This window comes from Bacteroides sp. OF03-11BH, assembly GCF_003604005.1.
Taxonomy (GTDB): Bacteria; Bacteroidota; Bacteroidia; order Bacteroidales; family Bacteroidaceae; genus Bacteroides; species Bacteroides ovatus.
On sequence record NZ_QTMW01000005.1, the window covers coordinates 87,667 to 103,545 of the forward strand.

The 15,879-nt window shown below is 42.0% G+C and carries 11 protein-coding genes; 8 read left to right on the top strand and 3 right to left on the bottom strand.

All coding sequences use genetic code 11. The features are described 5' to 3' along the window. Positions 1–114 precede the first annotated feature (114 nt). The gene (locus DXA54_RS05295; protein ID WP_008646380.1) at positions 115–1,314 is read right to left on the bottom strand and encodes a PAS domain-containing protein; all 1,200 of its coding nucleotides are present in this window, start codon (positions 1,312–1,314) and stop codon (positions 115–117) included. Between the two features lie 183 nt (positions 1,315–1,497). Here DXA54_RS05295 and ahcY point away from each other — a divergent pair, with 183 nt between their 5' ends. Further along, complete coding sequence (gene ahcY, locus DXA54_RS05300; RefSeq protein ID WP_165863225.1) at positions 1,498–2,916, top strand: adenosylhomocysteinase; 1,419 nt, start codon at positions 1,498–1,500, stop codon at positions 2,914–2,916. Between the two features lie 151 nt (positions 2,917–3,067). Beyond that, positions 3,068–5,581 (top strand): YfhO family protein, encoded by a 2,514-nt coding sequence (locus tag DXA54_RS05305; protein WP_120079079.1) that lies wholly within the window; start codon positions 3,068–3,070, stop codon positions 5,579–5,581. Positions 5,582–5,735: 154 nt separating this feature from the next. On the opposite strand, the gene DXA54_RS05310 is transcribed toward DXA54_RS05305, so the two are convergent. Further along, the gene (locus DXA54_RS05310) at positions 5,736–6,332 is read right to left on the bottom strand and encodes a hypothetical protein (protein ID WP_004302399.1); all 597 of its coding nucleotides are present in this window, start codon (positions 6,330–6,332) and stop codon (positions 5,736–5,738) included. Positions 6,333–6,723: 391 nt separating this feature from the next. On the opposite strand from DXA54_RS05310, the gene DXA54_RS05320 reads away from it, so the two are divergent. The 4 genes from DXA54_RS05320 (at position 6,724) to DXA54_RS05335 (ending at position 11,787) form a co-directional block, all read left to right on the top strand. Then, complete coding sequence (locus DXA54_RS05320; protein WP_004302398.1) at positions 6,724–8,055, top strand: TolC family protein; 1,332 nt, start codon at positions 6,724–6,726, stop codon at positions 8,053–8,055. A gap of 22 nt (positions 8,056–8,077) precedes the next feature. Further along, on the top strand, positions 8,078–9,169 hold the full coding sequence (locus tag DXA54_RS05325; RefSeq protein WP_004296422.1) for an HlyD family secretion protein: 1,092 nt from the start codon (positions 8,078–8,080) through the stop codon (positions 9,167–9,169). Positions 9,170–9,235: 66 nt separating this feature from the next. Further along, a complete protein-coding gene (locus tag DXA54_RS05330) occupies positions 9,236–10,873 on the top strand; it encodes an MFS transporter (RefSeq protein ID WP_120079080.1) in 1,638 nt (545 codons plus the stop codon). A 38-nt stretch (positions 10,874–10,911) separates the two neighbouring features. Next, a complete protein-coding gene (locus DXA54_RS05335) occupies positions 10,912–11,787 on the top strand; it encodes a helix-turn-helix domain-containing protein (RefSeq protein WP_055167324.1) in 876 nt (291 codons plus the stop codon). A 4-nt stretch (positions 11,788–11,791) separates the two neighbouring features. Here the strand turns inward: DXA54_RS05335 and upp are convergent, their stop codons facing one another. After that, complete coding sequence (gene upp, locus DXA54_RS05340; protein WP_004310703.1) at positions 11,792–12,445, bottom strand: uracil phosphoribosyltransferase; 654 nt, start codon at positions 12,443–12,445, stop codon at positions 11,792–11,794. Between the two features lie 280 nt (positions 12,446–12,725). On the opposite strand from upp, the gene pckA reads away from it, so the two are divergent. Continuing rightward, a complete protein-coding gene (pckA, locus tag DXA54_RS05345; protein WP_004296417.1) occupies positions 12,726–14,333 on the top strand; it encodes a phosphoenolpyruvate carboxykinase (ATP) in 1,608 nt (535 codons plus the stop codon). Positions 14,334–14,482: 149 nt separating this feature from the next. Next, the gene (locus DXA54_RS05350) at positions 14,483–15,793 is read left to right on the top strand and encodes a MutS-related protein (RefSeq protein ID WP_055167326.1); all 1,311 of its coding nucleotides are present in this window, start codon (positions 14,483–14,485) and stop codon (positions 15,791–15,793) included. The last annotated feature ends 86 nt before the right edge of the window (positions 15,794–15,879 follow it).

Sequence of the window (15,879 nt, forward strand, 5' to 3'; positions counted from 1 at the left end):
CGGAAAACGCGGTTTTGTTACCAACAAGCCGCGTTTTCTGTATATCTATATTTAATTGTAAATAGTCATGTAAGGTCATGCCTGGACACAGATATTTGTGTCCTTAATCGATCTTTATTGACGAATCAAAGGTAGGGTAAAATAGAATCTGCTCCCCTGGCCTTCCTGGGAGCGCAACCAGATACGTCCACCCATCTTCTCTACTAACATTCTGCAAAGAGTTAATCCCAATCCTGTTCCCTGAACAAAATCGTCGACCTTTCCAAAGCGCCGGAAAATTGTGGCAATTCTTGCTGCCGGAATGCCGATGCCGCTATCTTTAACGTAGAACTCTACAAAATCCTCCTTTTCCCGATAGCCGAAATGAATTTCTCCTTTCGGGGTAAACTTCGTAGCGTTACTAAGCAAGTTACTTATAATTTGTATGATGCGATTCCAGTCTCCCGAAGTATACATGTCCGTATCTACGTCGTCCAGAATAAGTTTGACACCGTTTTGCGTCTTATGACAGAATTGTTGTTCCAGCTGCAGGCAGATATCTATTAATTTGATCGGGCGGATATTGAATTTTAGAGAATCAGCTTCAAGTGATGCCAGATCCAGAATATCATTGAATAGATTCAGCAGCATTTCCGAATTTCGTTCGATGATTTCCGAATATTGATTCTTCTCTTCTGCAGATGTTGCGTAAGTGATTAGTTTGGAGAATCCTACAATGGCATTGAGCGGGGTACGTATTTCATGACTCATGTTTGCCAGAAAAGCAGATTTCAATCGGTCCGACTCTTCCGCTTTGATTCTGGCAGCCTTTAGTTCTTTCTGTTGCTGGGCATTCGTCTGTTCCGCCTCCCATTGTTGGGATATATCACGGCACATACACAACAGATACTCTTTATCCAAAGGAAAGATACGGTTTTCGTAGTGATGTAAAACACCATTCAACATAAGATCGTGTCTGGCTGTTGAACTTTCTCCTGTGAGAATCACCTTATCCATATTCTTGCGGACACTTTCATAAGCCTCTTTGGGCAGAATGTCTTTTACGTTAGTGGTAGTGATATTGTTGGGGCTGATACCTTCTACGTGATTAGTTGCCGGAGAAGAAGCAAGCTCTATAATATTGGCGTCATGGTCGAAGACGGTGAGCATGTCAGGAAGAGCATCCAGTATCCGGGTACTATATTTATCACGAAAACGTCCTTTGGAGGGAGAGGAAGAATCTGAAGAATGAGAGGAAAGGAAATCTATTTTCTTCTCTAATTGTTCGATTATTTCTAAAAGATCCTCCTTTGTTTTGTTTTCGTAATTTCTCATAGAAGATTCATTATTATTCATTAGAATGTTGTAGAAGTTGTTTTATCTGTTGCAAATATAAAACAATATTCCGAGATGCTGACAGCCTCCCTAGTTATTATAATATAAAAAAAACGGATAGCTTTTGCCCTACTAATCAGAATATTCTATCTTTGCATCCATTATATATAAATGATTTACAATATGTCTACAGAATTATTCTCTACTCTGCCCTATAAGGTGGCAGATATTACACTTGCTGATTTCGGACGCAAGGAAATCGATTTGGCAGAAAAAGAAATGCCCGGCCTGATGGCTCTTCGCGAAAAGTATGGAGAATCCAAACCGTTAAAAGGTGCCCGCATTATGGGGTCGTTGCACATGACCATTCAAACGGCTGTGCTGATTGAAACATTAGTGGCTTTAGGAGCTGAAGTACGTTGGTGCTCTTGTAATATATATTCAACGCAGGATCATGCTGCTGCTGCGATAGCTGCTGCCGGTGTACCGGTATTTGCATGGAAGGGCGAGACTCTTGCCGATTATTGGTGGTGCACGTTGCAGGCATTGAGCTTTGACGGCGGCAAGGGACCGAATGTGATTGTAGATGATGGCGGTGACGCGACAATGATGATCCACGTGGGTTATGATGCTGAAAATAATGCTGCCGTATTGGATAAGGAAGTACACGCGGAGGATGAAATAGAACTGAATGCTATCTTGAAGAAAGTGTTGGCAGAAGACAGTACTCGCTGGCATCGCGTAGCGGAAGAAGTGCGTGGCGTATCTGAAGAGACTACGACAGGCGTACACCGTTTGTATCAGATGCAGGAAGAAGGCAAATTGCTGTTCCCGGCATTCAATGTAAACGACTCGGTAACGAAATCTAAGTTTGATAATCTGTACGGTTGCCGCGAATCGTTGGCCGACGGAATCAAGCGTGCAACAGATGTGATGATTGCCGGAAAAGTAGTAGTGGTATGCGGTTATGGTGATGTGGGTAAAGGCTGTTCTCACTCCATGCGTTCTTATGGAGCGCGGGTGCTCGTGACGGAGGTAGACCCGATCTGTGCACTGCAGGCTGCAATGGAAGGTTTCGAAGTAGTGACGATGGAAGAGGCTTGTCTGGAAGGTAACATCTTCGTGACTACGACAGGTAATATCGATATTATCCGTATCGACCACATGGAGAAAATGAAAGGCCAGGCTATCGTTTGCAACATCGGCCATTTCGATAATGAAATTCAGGTAGATGCTTTGAAACATTATCCGGGCATCAAATGTGTGAACATCAAACCACAAGTAGACCGTTATTATTTCCCGGATGGACATAGCATTATCTTGTTGGCCGACGGTCGTCTGGTAAATCTGGGATGTGCAACAGGACACCCGTCATTCGTGATGAGTAATTCATTTACCAATCAGACATTGGCGCAGATAGAACTGTTCAACAAGAAATATGATATCAATGTATATCGCTTGCCGAAGCATCTGGACGAGGAAGTGGCTCGCCTGCATCTTGAAAAGATCGGTGTGAAACTGACTAAGCTGACTCCCGAACAGGCCGCTTATATTGGTGTATCGGTGGACGGACCTTATAAAGCAGATCATTATAGATACTAATTTGATTTACGATTAGACGATTTACCATTTACGATTGATAAATAAGGGAGATCGATATTCCACTGTTATCAATTGTAAATGTTAGATTGTCCGGTCGTATTTATTTTTATATTCAAACTTCAATCGTAAATAGTAAATCGTGTCATCGTAAATGAAAAAGTTTCTTCCTGACTTAATAGCCATTCTGGCTTTTATCATTCTTTCTTTCGCCTATTTTTTTCCGGCTGATATCGAAGGTCGTATCTTGTTTCAGCATGACACGGCTGCCGGAGTCGGTGCAGGACAAGAATCGAAAGAGTATCTCGAGCGTACCGGAGAACGTACGCGCTGGACAAACTCGATTTTTGGAGGTATGCCTACTTATCAGATGTCTCCGAGTTACGACTCGACAACGTCCCTGAAAGGGGTGGAGAAGGTTTATCGCCTCTTTCTCCCGGATTATGTAGTGCTGACTTTTATCATGATGCTGGGATTCTATATCCTCTTGCGGGCGTTTGGAATATCGGCCTGGCTGGCAGGATTAGGCGGAGTGATATGGGCATTCTCTTCCTATTTCTTCATTCTGATACCGTCAGGGCATATTTGGAAGTTTGTGACATTGGCTTATATACCACCTACGATTGCAGGTGTCGTTCTGGCTTACCGGAAGAAATACCTGTTGGGCGGAATCGTTACGGCCCTGTTCATCGCCCTTCAGATTCAGTCGAATCACATTCAGATGAGCTATTATTTCATGTTTGTGATTCTGTTTTTTGTAGGAGCTTACTTTGAAGATGCTTACAAAAAGAAAGAATTGCCTCATTTCTTCAAGGCTAGCGGGGTTTTAGCACTGGCTGCCGTGGTAGGAGTCTGCATCAATATTTCCAATCTGTATCATACGTATGAATATAGTAAGGAGACGATGCGTGGCAAGAGCGAATTGAAGCAGGAGGGAGCTGCTGCCAGTCAGACTAGTAGCGGATTGGATCGTGATTATATAACCAACTGGAGTTATGGTATCGGTGAAACGTTGACGTTGCTGGTTCCGAATGTAAAGGGGGGAGGATCAGGATCTACGATGTCACAGAGCGAAGCTGCTATGGCAAAGGCCAATCCAATGTATAACGGTATTTACTCACAGTTACCTCAATATTTCGGTGAGCAGCCGTGGACAGCCGGTCCGGTATATGTGGGGGCATTTGTGATGTTCCTCTTTGTATTGGGGTGCTTTATAGTGAAAGGTCCTCTTAAATGGGCGCTGCTGGGAGCTACTATCTTCTCGATTCTGCTTTCATGGGGAAAGAATTTCATGGGGCTGACGGACTTCTTTATCGATTATGTCCCGATGTATAATAAGTTCCGCGCTGTATCTTCTATTCTGGTAATAGCTGAATTTACAATACCTTTGTTGGCGATTTTTGCCTTGAAAGAGATTTTGAGTAAACCGGATATGCTGAAACAGGAAAAGAACTGTAGAGGAGTGATTGCTGCGTTGGTACTAACTGCCGGTGTTGCGTTCATTTTAGCTGTCGCCCCGGGCGCTTTCTTCTCCAGCTTTATAACGGCACAGGAGATGACTGCTTTGAAACAAGCACTTCCTGCCGAACATTTGGCTTCGTTTGTGGCCAATCTGACTGAAATGCGCGAAGCCATTATTGCTTCGGATGCATGGCGCAGCTTCTTTATTATAGTGATCGGTTGCCTGTTCTTATTCTTGTATCAACTGCGGAAGTTGAAAGCCTCTTTCACACTGGCGGGTATTGCGCTTTTGTGTCTGATAGATATGTGGAGTGTCAATAAACGCTATTTGAATGACGAACAGTTCGTGCCGAAGTCGAAGCGGTCAGAAGCATTCGTGAAAACACAGGCGGATGAGATTATTCTTCAGGATACGACTCCGAATTATCGTGTACTGAATTTCATCGGTTTCCCCGGTAATACATTTAATGAAAACAATACAGCATATTGGCATAAGAGTGTCGGTGGCTATCATGCAGCGAAACTTCGCCGCTATCAGGAAATGATAGACCATCACATCGTGCCCGAAATGAAAGAAACTTATCAGGCTGTGGCTACTGCCGGTGGACAGATGGACAGTGTGGATGCTTCTAAATTCCGTGTACTGAATATGCTGAATACCAAATACTTCATTTTCCCTGCCGGAGAGCAAGGGCAGGCTGTTCCTGTCATGAATCCTTATGCATACGGTAATGCATGGTTCGTAGATAAGGTGCAGTATGTAAATAATGCAAATGAAGAAATAGATGCTTTGAACGATATTCTTCCAACGGAAACAGCCGTAGTGGATGTGAAGTTTAAAGAACAGCTGAAAGGTGTGACAGAAGGATATAAAGATTCACTATCTACCATCCAGTTAACCAGTTACGAGCCAAATCGTTTGGTTTATAAGGCCTCCACTCCTAAAGACGGAGTTGTTGTTTTCTCTGAAATATATTATCCGGGATGGCAGGTGACTATCGATGGCCAGCCGGTGGATATTGCCCGTGCAGACTATATCTTGCGTGCGATAAATATGCCGGCAGGGGAACATACCATCGAGATGTGGTTTGATCCGCAAAGCATACACGTCACGGAAAGTATTGCTTATGCAGCATTGGCTTTATTGTTAATCGGAGTTATGCTTCTTGCGTGGACGCAGCGGAGCAAGATAGCGAAGAAGTCCTAAGCGAAATAAAATAGTACGTAAACCTGTTGTGTATCATAAGGTTATTAAATAAGGGCGGCTCTCTTCCTCGCGAAGAGAGCCGCTACTTTACATTCACTAAAAAAATTATGAAAAACAAACGCTATTATTCATAGAAACATATTAAGTGTGATATTTAGAAGCTTTTTTGTTCAAAGTCCGGACCCTTGTCAGGATGATTATCTTTGTGCATTCTTCTTTGAGAAGCTTTTTTACGTGCGGAATTTTGTTCGGCCTGCCATTTCTCATACTGTTCTTTTGTCAGAATCTTTTTTATTTTCTTTTCTTTGGTTTCTGCGGCTTTCTTTTGTGAGTCGGCAGAATTGGTATCTCTGCTCATCATCGGACCACCTCCCATTCTGCCCGGGAAACCATCTTCTCCCATCATTGGCGGTTGTCCTCCACCCATTGGCGGACGTCCTCCCCGCATACCGGGACCTTCTCCCATTGGTGGGCGATAGTCATCCGAATTTTGCATAGCCTTGAAAAATGCTTTTTGCTCTTTCAGGTTCAGCTTATATATTTTCTTATATTGTTTATCTGTCAGTTGGAGCAACTTATTCATTTGCTCTGTCATCTGGGTTGCTACCTTCTCTGGATTCAGAACTTCGCGTGGAAGATGCTTTTCTTGTTGCTGCCTTTCTTGCGGCTCATTGGCTTCTTGTGCATCTATAAAACCTGCACAGCATGTTAAGCTGACTGCCAATCCTATCAATTTCATGTTTTTTCTCATTTCTCTTACTGCTTTTATTTGTTTTAATATCTCAAAGCTAAGTAGATACTGGAGCAGATAAAAATAAAATCGACTAAGGGTGGAGATTTGTCTATCAAATGCCTGACTTTTCTTCGTCCGATGGGTTTATGCTATTATGCTTTGGGGTGGAGGAAGGTTCCCCGCCTTGAAACTACAACAGTAACCTATTACCATTCTGAAAATACGATGAATAAAGGGTTTGATAATATAGGTGATAGGTTGAAAGAGGATTCTTGTTTTTATCTATGAGAGTGACTGTCCATTCATTTACCCATTGAAAAAGGAAAATATGAATATAAACAAATAGTTTGTGGATAGTCTCATTATGCTATAAGCTGCTAAATTTGTAGCCAATAATAGAGCATATATTATGAAAAGACTACTATTCATTTTTTCCTTTTTTTTCTTGTTCGTGTTAAACGGAAAAACACAGGAGGTAGAGATTCTGACATTAGAGGATTGCCTCCGCATTGGTATTGACAATAACTTGTCGCTAGAAGGAAAACGTAAAGAAATACAAAGAAGTAAGTATGGCGTATCTGAAAACCGTTCGAAGCTGTTGCCGCAAATAAATGCGATAGCCGGTTATAGTAACAATTTTGATCCTCCGGTGTCCGTCACAGACGGATCATCTTACGGTGTTCCTTATAATATAACGCAGACGCTGCAACATTCTGCTAATGCAGGACTGGAAATGCAGATGCCGCTTTTCAATCAGACTCTTTATACTTCTATGTCCATAGCTAAAGTGATGGAAGAAATCAGTCGTCTGTCTTATGGAAAAGCCAGGGAAGATGTTATTCTTCAAATCAGTAAGATGTATTATCTCGGACAGGTCACGGCCGAACAAATCATGCTGATAAAAGCTAATATCACCCGTCTGGAGGAATTGAGAGATATTACACAGGCTTTCTTCGATAACGGAATGTCTATGGAAGTCGATCTGAAAAGAGTCAATATCAATTTGGAAAATCTGAAGGTGCAATATGACAATGCACAAGCAATGATGAAACAGCAATTGAATATGCTGAAATACATTATGGATTATCCGGCTGAAAAGGAAATCGCGCTGACACCGGTAAATACCGATAGCATTACTACGGTAGCCCTGACCGGCTTGTCGGAAAATATCTATGAACTTCAACTCTCACAATCGCAAGTGCAACTGGCGGAACGGCAAAAGAAGATCATTACTAATGGATATATCCCTTCTCTTAGTCTGACAGGTAGCTGGCGATATGCTGCATATACGGATAAAGGTTATCATTGGTTCCACTCCGGTCCGTCCAATCAATGGTTTCGTTCCTATGGAGTGGGGCTAACCTTGCGTATTCCGATTTTCGACGGACTGGATAAAACCTATAAAATAAAGAAGGCGATGATCGATATAGAGAACAAAAGGCTGGCATGGGAAGATGCCCGGAAGAATCTGCAAACTCAATATCTGAATGCTGTGAACGACCTGATGAACAATCAGCGTAACTTTAAGAAACAGAAGGATAACTACTTGCTTGCCGAAGATGTGTACGCAGTCACTTCCGACCGTTACCGGGAAGGCATTGCTTCTATGACGGAAGTGCTGCAAGATGAAATGCAGATGAGCGAAGCTCAAAACAACTATATCAGCGCACATTATAACTATCGGGTGACTAACCTGATGCTGCTTAAACTGACCGGACAAATAGAATCATTAGTCAAATAATACGCAAATAACAATCATAAATATGGAAACAATGGAAAATAACCTTCCTTCCGCTACTCATCAGGAGAAAGCAAAAAAAATGAAGAAACTTCGTCGCTGGCAGATTGCTATCAGCCTTTTCGGAGTGGCTATTATTGTTTGGGGAGTGATTGAAGTGATCTGCCTTTTTTTGAATTATAGCCAGACGGAGACTAGTAACGATGCACAAATAGAACAATATGTGTCTCCTATCAATCTACGTGCTTCAGGTTACATTGACAAAATCTACTTTACAGAACATCAGGAGGTACATAAAGGAGATACTTTGCTGGTACTGGATGATCGTGAATATAAAATTCGCGTAATGGAGGCTGAAGCTGCCTTGAAGGATGCGCAAGCCGGTGCGACCGTCATCAATGCTACACTCAATACCACGCAGACAACAGCATCTGTTTACGATGCGTCTATTGCCGAGATTGAAGTACGGTTGGCGAAACTGGAAAAAGACCGGAAACGATATGAGAACCTCGTGAAACGAAATGCGGCTACTCCTATCCAACTTGAACAGATTGTCACTGATTATGAAGCTACGCGTAAGAAGCTGGAAGCTACGAAAAGGCAGAAAAAAGCAGCTCTTTCCGGTGTAGATGAAGTGTCCTACCGTCGCATGAATACCGAAGCGGCTATTCAAAGAGCAACAGCTGCGCTTGAAATGGCTCGGTTGAATCTTTCCTATACGGTTGTAATAGCTCCTTGTGACGGAAAGCTCGGTCGTCGCTCATTAGAGGAAGGACAGTTTATTTCGGCAGGGCAGACCATCACCTATATTCTTCCCGATACCCAGAAATGGATCGTTGCCAATTATAAGGAGACACAAATCGAGAACCTGCATATCGGACAGGAAGTATTTGTCACAGTAGATGCCATTAGCGATAAAGAGTTTAAAGGCAAAGTCACCTCTATATCAGGAGCTACCGGATCTAAATATTCATTAGTGCCGACGGATAATTCGGCAGGTAATTTTGTGAAGATTCAGCAACGTATTCCCGTACGAATCGATTTCACCGATTTATCGAAAGAAGATAACGAACGATTAGCAGCAGGCATGATGGTAGTAGTGAAAGCCAGACTCTAATCCCTCCGCCTCTTCTGTCTATATACAGTGCCTTATAATTTTTAATTTATATTTTTAATTAGTCCGATGCCCTCTTATCCTAAAAATTATCCTTTCTATAGTTGGATGCCCAAGCCGTTGGGTATTATCATTCTGTTATTTTTCTTTCTGCCGATTCTTACGGTAGGCGGGGTTTATTCGGTGAATAGCACTGAAATGATGAGCGGGCTTGGCATTATATCCGAGCATATCCAGTTTGCCAACTTTGTTACTTCTATTGGTATGGCAGCCTTTGCTCCTTTCTTATATCAGTTGGTGTGTGTGCGGCGGGAGAAGATGATGTGTGTTGTCGGGTTTGCGTTCATGTATATATTCAGTTATATCTGTGCAAAGACAGACAGCGTTTTTCTGTTGGCGCTTTGTAGTCTTCTGACGGGTTTCTTGCGTATGGTACTGATGATGGTCAATCTGTTCACACTCATTTGGTATGCGGGTGGAATGGAAGCTACCCGCAATATTACTTCGGGGTTGGAGCCGAAAGATACTGCCGGTTGGAATAAATTGGACATTGAAAGATGTGTGAGTCAGCCGGCTGTTTATCTGTTTTTTATGATTCTGGGACAGTCGGGCACAGCATTGACGGCTTGGCTGTCCTTTGAATATGAGTGGAAATATGTGTATTACTTTATGATGGGGATTCTCCTGATCTCTATTTTGCTCTTGTTTATTACCATGCCGAATTATAAGTTTCCCGGAAGGTTTCCTATTAATTTCCGTAAGTTCGGCAATGTCACTGCATTTTGCATCTCGCTGACTTGTCTCACGTATGTGCTGGTTTATGGAAAAGTACTCGACTGGTATGATGACGAATCTATCCGTTGGGCGACAGCTGTAAGTATTCTGTTTGCGGGAATTTTTCTATATATGGACGTAACGCGCCGGTCGCCTTATGTTTTGCTGGATGCGTTCAAACTGCGTACTATACGTATGGGAGCATTACTTTACTTATTATTGATGGTGATAAACTCCAGTGCTATGTTTGTCAATGTGTTTGCAGGAGTGGGGATGCATCTCGATAATCTGCAAAATGCTTCATTAGGTAATTGGTGTATGGTAGGTTATGCTATTGGCGCCGTGATTGCTATGGTGTTGGGAGGTAAAGGGATACATTTTAAGTATCTGTTTGCGATGGGATTCTTCTTCCTGTCTTTATCAGCTGTTTTCATGTATTTCGAGGTACAGACTGCAGGAGTTTACGAGCGTCTGAAATATGCAGTTATCATCCGTGCCACAGGCATGATGATTCTGTATGCGCTGACGGCTGCTTATGCCAATCAACGTATGCCTTTTAAATATCTTTCCACCTGGATCTGTATTATGCTTACTGTGCGTATGGTTGTGGGACCGAGTATTGGCGGAGCAATTTATACAAATGTTTTGCAGGAGCGGCAACAACACTATATAACCCGTTATGCGCAAAATGTAGACCTGCTTAATCCGGATGCTTCCACTTCCTTCCTTGGTACGGTACAGGGTATGAAATATCAGGGAAAGAGTGAGACGGAAGCCCGTAACATGGCTGCTATATCTACCAAAGGGCGTATTCAGGTGCAGGCCACGCTCTCTGCGCTCAAAGAGATGGCGGGATGGACAATTTATGGTGGATTAATTTGTATGATATTTGTGCTTGTTGTTCCTTATCCTAAACGAAAATTGCTAACTTAGCGTCGTTTTTGATAATGATCTGTTAATATATTAGTATGATGAATAGCGGACAAGATCGTTTATTGCAGTTTGATCGCGATTTGTTAAGTGGGAAAAATATATGTAGCTCCGAAGGGATATTTGTAAATTTTCCACCCTCACTGAAGAAAACTTTCCAAATGAAAGGACTGGGGCTGGTTATTTGCCGCCAGGGTAATTTCCAGTTTTCGCTTAATCAGAAAAAGCATTTCGCTGAAGCGGGCGAAAGTTTGTTTATTCCCGAAGATGGCGAGTTTCAGGTTTTGCAAGAGTCGGAAGACATGGAGGTGCAGATTTTGATCTATCAGATAGAACCTATCCGGGATATTATGGGGAATCTGGTTGTTTCCATGTATATGTATTCCCGCCTTACTCCCGAAGAACCTTCTTGTGTCTGGTCTACTGGTGAGGAAGAAGAAATAGTAAAGTATATGTCTTTATTGGACAATGTGTTGCAGTCGGAGGAGAATTCATTTAAACTTTATGAGCAGAAATTACTTCTACTTGCATTGACGTACAGGATTTGTTCCATTTATAACCGCAAACTCGTTAATGACGGGCGGGAAGTGGGAGGACGCAAAAACGAAGTCTTTATTCATTTGATCCAGTTGATCGAAAAATATTATATGCAGGAACGCGGCGTTGAGTTTTATGCGGATAAATTGTGTTTGTCTCCTAAATATCTTTCTGTCGTTTCTAAGAGTATTTGCGGATATACCGTGCAGGAACTTGTATTCAAAGCGATCATTCGTAAGAGTATTTCGTTACTTAAAAATACGCAGAAGGATATTCAGGAGATTTCAAATGCCTTCGGCTTCCCCAATGCCTCTTATTTCGGTACGTTCTTTAAGAAACAGGTTGGGGTTTCACCGCAGCAATATCGGAAGAATCTTTAAGCGTTTATTCTTTTTCACCATAGGCAAGGTCGCCTGCGTCACCCAATCCCGGAACAATATAAGAATGTTCATTGATTTCCGGATCAATGGCAGCGCACCAAATGGTTGTCTTGTCTTCAGGAAATACATTCTTTATATGGTCAATGGCCTTTTGGCTGGCAATAATGGAAGCAACGTGAATTTCAGCGGGATGACCTTTCGTCAACATTGCCTGGTAACTTAGTTCCATACTGCCTCCTGTTGCTAACATAGGATCGGTGATAATCAGCGTTTTGTCATCAATGCGGGGAGAAGCGATATATTCTATGTGTATATCGAATTTTAGCGTATCTTTATATTTGCGGTAAGCGGAAACAAACGCATTCTCCGCTCCGTCGAAATAACTAAGGAAACCTTGATGGAAAGGCAGACCTGCACGCAGGATCGTACTGATTACTAAATTGTTGTCCGGCGTACTGACCGGAGCGATTCCCAGTGGTGTCTGGATGTTCTTTACCGAGTATTTAAACTCTTTACTCATTTCATAAGCCATGATTTCTCCGATCCGTTCGATGTTACGGCGGAAACGCAGGCGGTCGTTCTGAACTTCTACATTTCTAATTTCGGATATGTACTGGTTTAGAATCGAATTAGTTTGGCCAAAATCAATTACTTTCATATTATATTTTAATCAGATTTTAATCTCATTTTCACAGCATTGCTAGCATACTGACTTGCAAAGTAAACGATAATCTTTCAAATTGCAATATTCAGTTTGCAGATATTGTTAGGAATTTATAAAAGAGTTTCAATTAGGGAAAAATTTCTCTAATACCTTCTTCCTTTCCAAAGAAAGTATTACTTTTGTAGCCGGATTTACAAGGGACTATCCAAAGCTCCCCATGTTAAGGTGAAAAGAGATAGAAAACAAAATACCAATTTTAATTAATTCAAAGAAAATGGCAAATTTAGATTTAAGCAAGTACGGCATCACAGGTGTGACCGAGATTTTGCACAATCCGTCTTATGATGTTTTGTTCGCTGAAGAAACAAAACCGAGTCTGGAAGGCTTTGAAAAAGGTCAAGTAACTGAATTAGGCGCTGTGAACGTGATGACAGGTATCTATACCGGTCGTTCTCCTAAAGATAAATTCTTCGTTAAGAATGAAGCTTCTGCTGATTCTGTATGGTGGACTTCTGAAGATTACAAAAACGACAACAAACCATGTACTGAAGAAGCTTGGGCTGACTTGAAAGCTAAAGCTGTAAAACAACTTTCCGGCAAACGTTTGTTCGTTGTTGATACTTTCTGTGGTGCTAACGAAGCTACTCGTATGAAAGTACGTTTCATCATGGAAGTAGCTTGGCAGGCTCACTTCGTAACTAACATGTTCATCCGCCCGACTGCTGAAGAACTTGCTAACTACGGAGAACCTGATTTCGTATGTTTCAACGCTTCTAAAGCAAAAGTTGACAACTACAAAGAACTGGGCTTGAACTCTGAAACTGCTACAGTATTCAACCTGAAGACTAAAGAACAAGTAATCCTGAATACTTGGTACGGTGGTGAAATGAAGAAGGGTATGTTCTCTATCATGAACTACATGAACCCGCTTCGTGGTATCGCTTCTATGCACTGTTCTGCTAACACTGATATGGAAGGAACTAGCTCTGCTATCTTCTTCGGATTGTCTGGTACAGGTAAGACTACTTTGTCTACTGACCCGAAACGTAAATTGATCGGTGACGACGAACACGGATGGGATAACGAAGGTGTATTCAACTACGAAGGTGGTTGCTACGCTAAGGTTATCAACCTGGATAAAGAAAGTGAACCGGATATCTACAATGCTATCAAACGTGACGCTTTGCTTGAAAACGTAACTGTTGATGCTAACGGTAAGATTGATTTCACAGATAAGAGCGTGACTGAAAACACTCGTGTTTCTTATCCTATCTATCACATCGAAAACATCGTTAAACCGGTGTCTAAAGGTCCTCATGCAAAACAAGTTATCTTCTTGTCTGCTGATGCATTCGGTGTATTGCCTCCAGTATCTATCTTGAACCCGGCACAGGCTCAATACTACTTCTTGTCTGGATTTACAGCTAAATTGGCTGGTACAGAACGTGGTATCACTGAACCGACTCCGACATTCTCTGCTTGCTTCGGTGCTGCTTTCTTGTCATTGCATCCGACTAAATATGCAGAAGAACTGGTTAAGAAGATGGAGATGACTGGTGCTAAAGCATACTTGGTTAACACTGGATGGAATGGTTCCGGCAAACGTATCTCTATCAAAGATACTCGTGGTATCATCGATGCTATCCTTGATGGTTCTATTGACAAAGCTCCTACTAAGGTTATTCCTTTCTTCGACTTTGTTGTTCCTACAGAACTTCCGGGTGTTGATCCGAAGATCCTTGACCCACGCGACACTTACGAATGTGCTTGCCAATGGGAAGAAAAAGCTAAAGATTTGGCTGGACGTTTCATCAAGAACTTCGCTAAATTTACTGGTAACGAAGCTGGTAAGGCTTTGGTTGCTGCTGGTCCGAAACTCTAATTGGAGAATCAGATATAATATGGAAGGTGGTTCGATTTCGAACCGCCTTTTTTGTTTATGCCTGTGCCTTTCTATGAGAATAAATGCTGTTTGTTTAAAACTTTTCCCTATATTTGCCAAAACAGGAGTACTAACCTTTAAAGGCGGTTATGGTATATCTAGCTACTGACAAACAGACCTATGCGGATCTAAGCATTACAGAGACTGCTAATAATGAGCAATTTCTTTTCTCTTTGTTTTCCAAAACAGAGACAAAAGAAGGAAAAGCGCTGATGTTGAACTGGATTATGTATCCGCTAAGTGATTTGGGGGAAATCCGTAAAAGACAGGAGGCTATTGTCTGGGATGCTTTGCCCGAACTTCTTTTGAATGAAGAAGAGCTGGATTTTATTGAGTATTACCTGGCTTATCGTGACCAGATACGGGAAGCTCATATTTTACTTTCATGTGCTACTGTTATCGACCGTCTGGTGCGATATGATTCGACCCGTTATGTGATCTGCAGAGGGGTGAAATTAGTGGTTCATCTCTTGCATTGTCTGAAGGAATGGGCGACAGAACTACCACAGGGCGCCCCGCAACTCATGAAAGAATCTGCTGCTATGATTGATAATATTCTCCATGGAAGTGAATTGGAGGAAGTATTGGAGCAGACCTCTGATGAGGAAAAACGACTATCTAACTTTGTCATAGACAAATTCGATTATCTGTTCCGGTGTACTCGGTTGTTATCTTTGAAGGAACTTCTGTCTGTTATATATCTACTTGATGTTTGCCGTACAGCTCACCGGGTGGCAAAAGAGAAGAACTTCTGTTGTATGCCGGTAATGGTACTGACAATGGACTTCTCGGTGGAGGGAGTCGTTCATCCTTTTGTGAAAGATGCGCAGCCAAACAGTTGGCAGATGTCCCGGGGAAATATATGCATTTTTACAGGCTCTAATATGGCGGGAAAGTCAACAACTTTAAAGGCATTGACCTTGGCTGTCTGGTTGGCACATTGCGGTTTGCCTGTTCCTGTGAAATCAATGATTTGTCCTCTTTACGAGGGGATTTATACCTCTATTAATCTGCCGGATTCTTTGCGGGACGGACGAAGTCATTTTATGGCGGAAGTACTCCGTATTAAAGAAGTGATGCAAAAAGCTGTGACCGGAAAACGCTGTTTGGTGGTATTAGATGAGATGTTTCGCGGGACGAATGCTAAAGATGCGTTTGAAGTCTCCGTTGCCGTCAATGAATTACTGAAAAGCTTCTCTCATTGTCATTTCTTGATATCGACACATATTTTGGAATATGCGAAAGTCTTTGAAAAGGATTCTTCCTGTTGCTTTTATTATATGGAAGCAGAAATTATTGATGATGCGTTTGTCTGTCCTCATCGGTTGTTGTCAGGGATTTCAGAGGCCAGAGTCGGGTATTGGGTCGTGAAAAAAATACTGTCGGATGGTTTGATGTAATTTTACCTCATTATAGAGGTTGTTGAGATTCTGTTTTATTTTTATTAGATATATATTTTGACTACTTTTGTACAGACTATAAATAG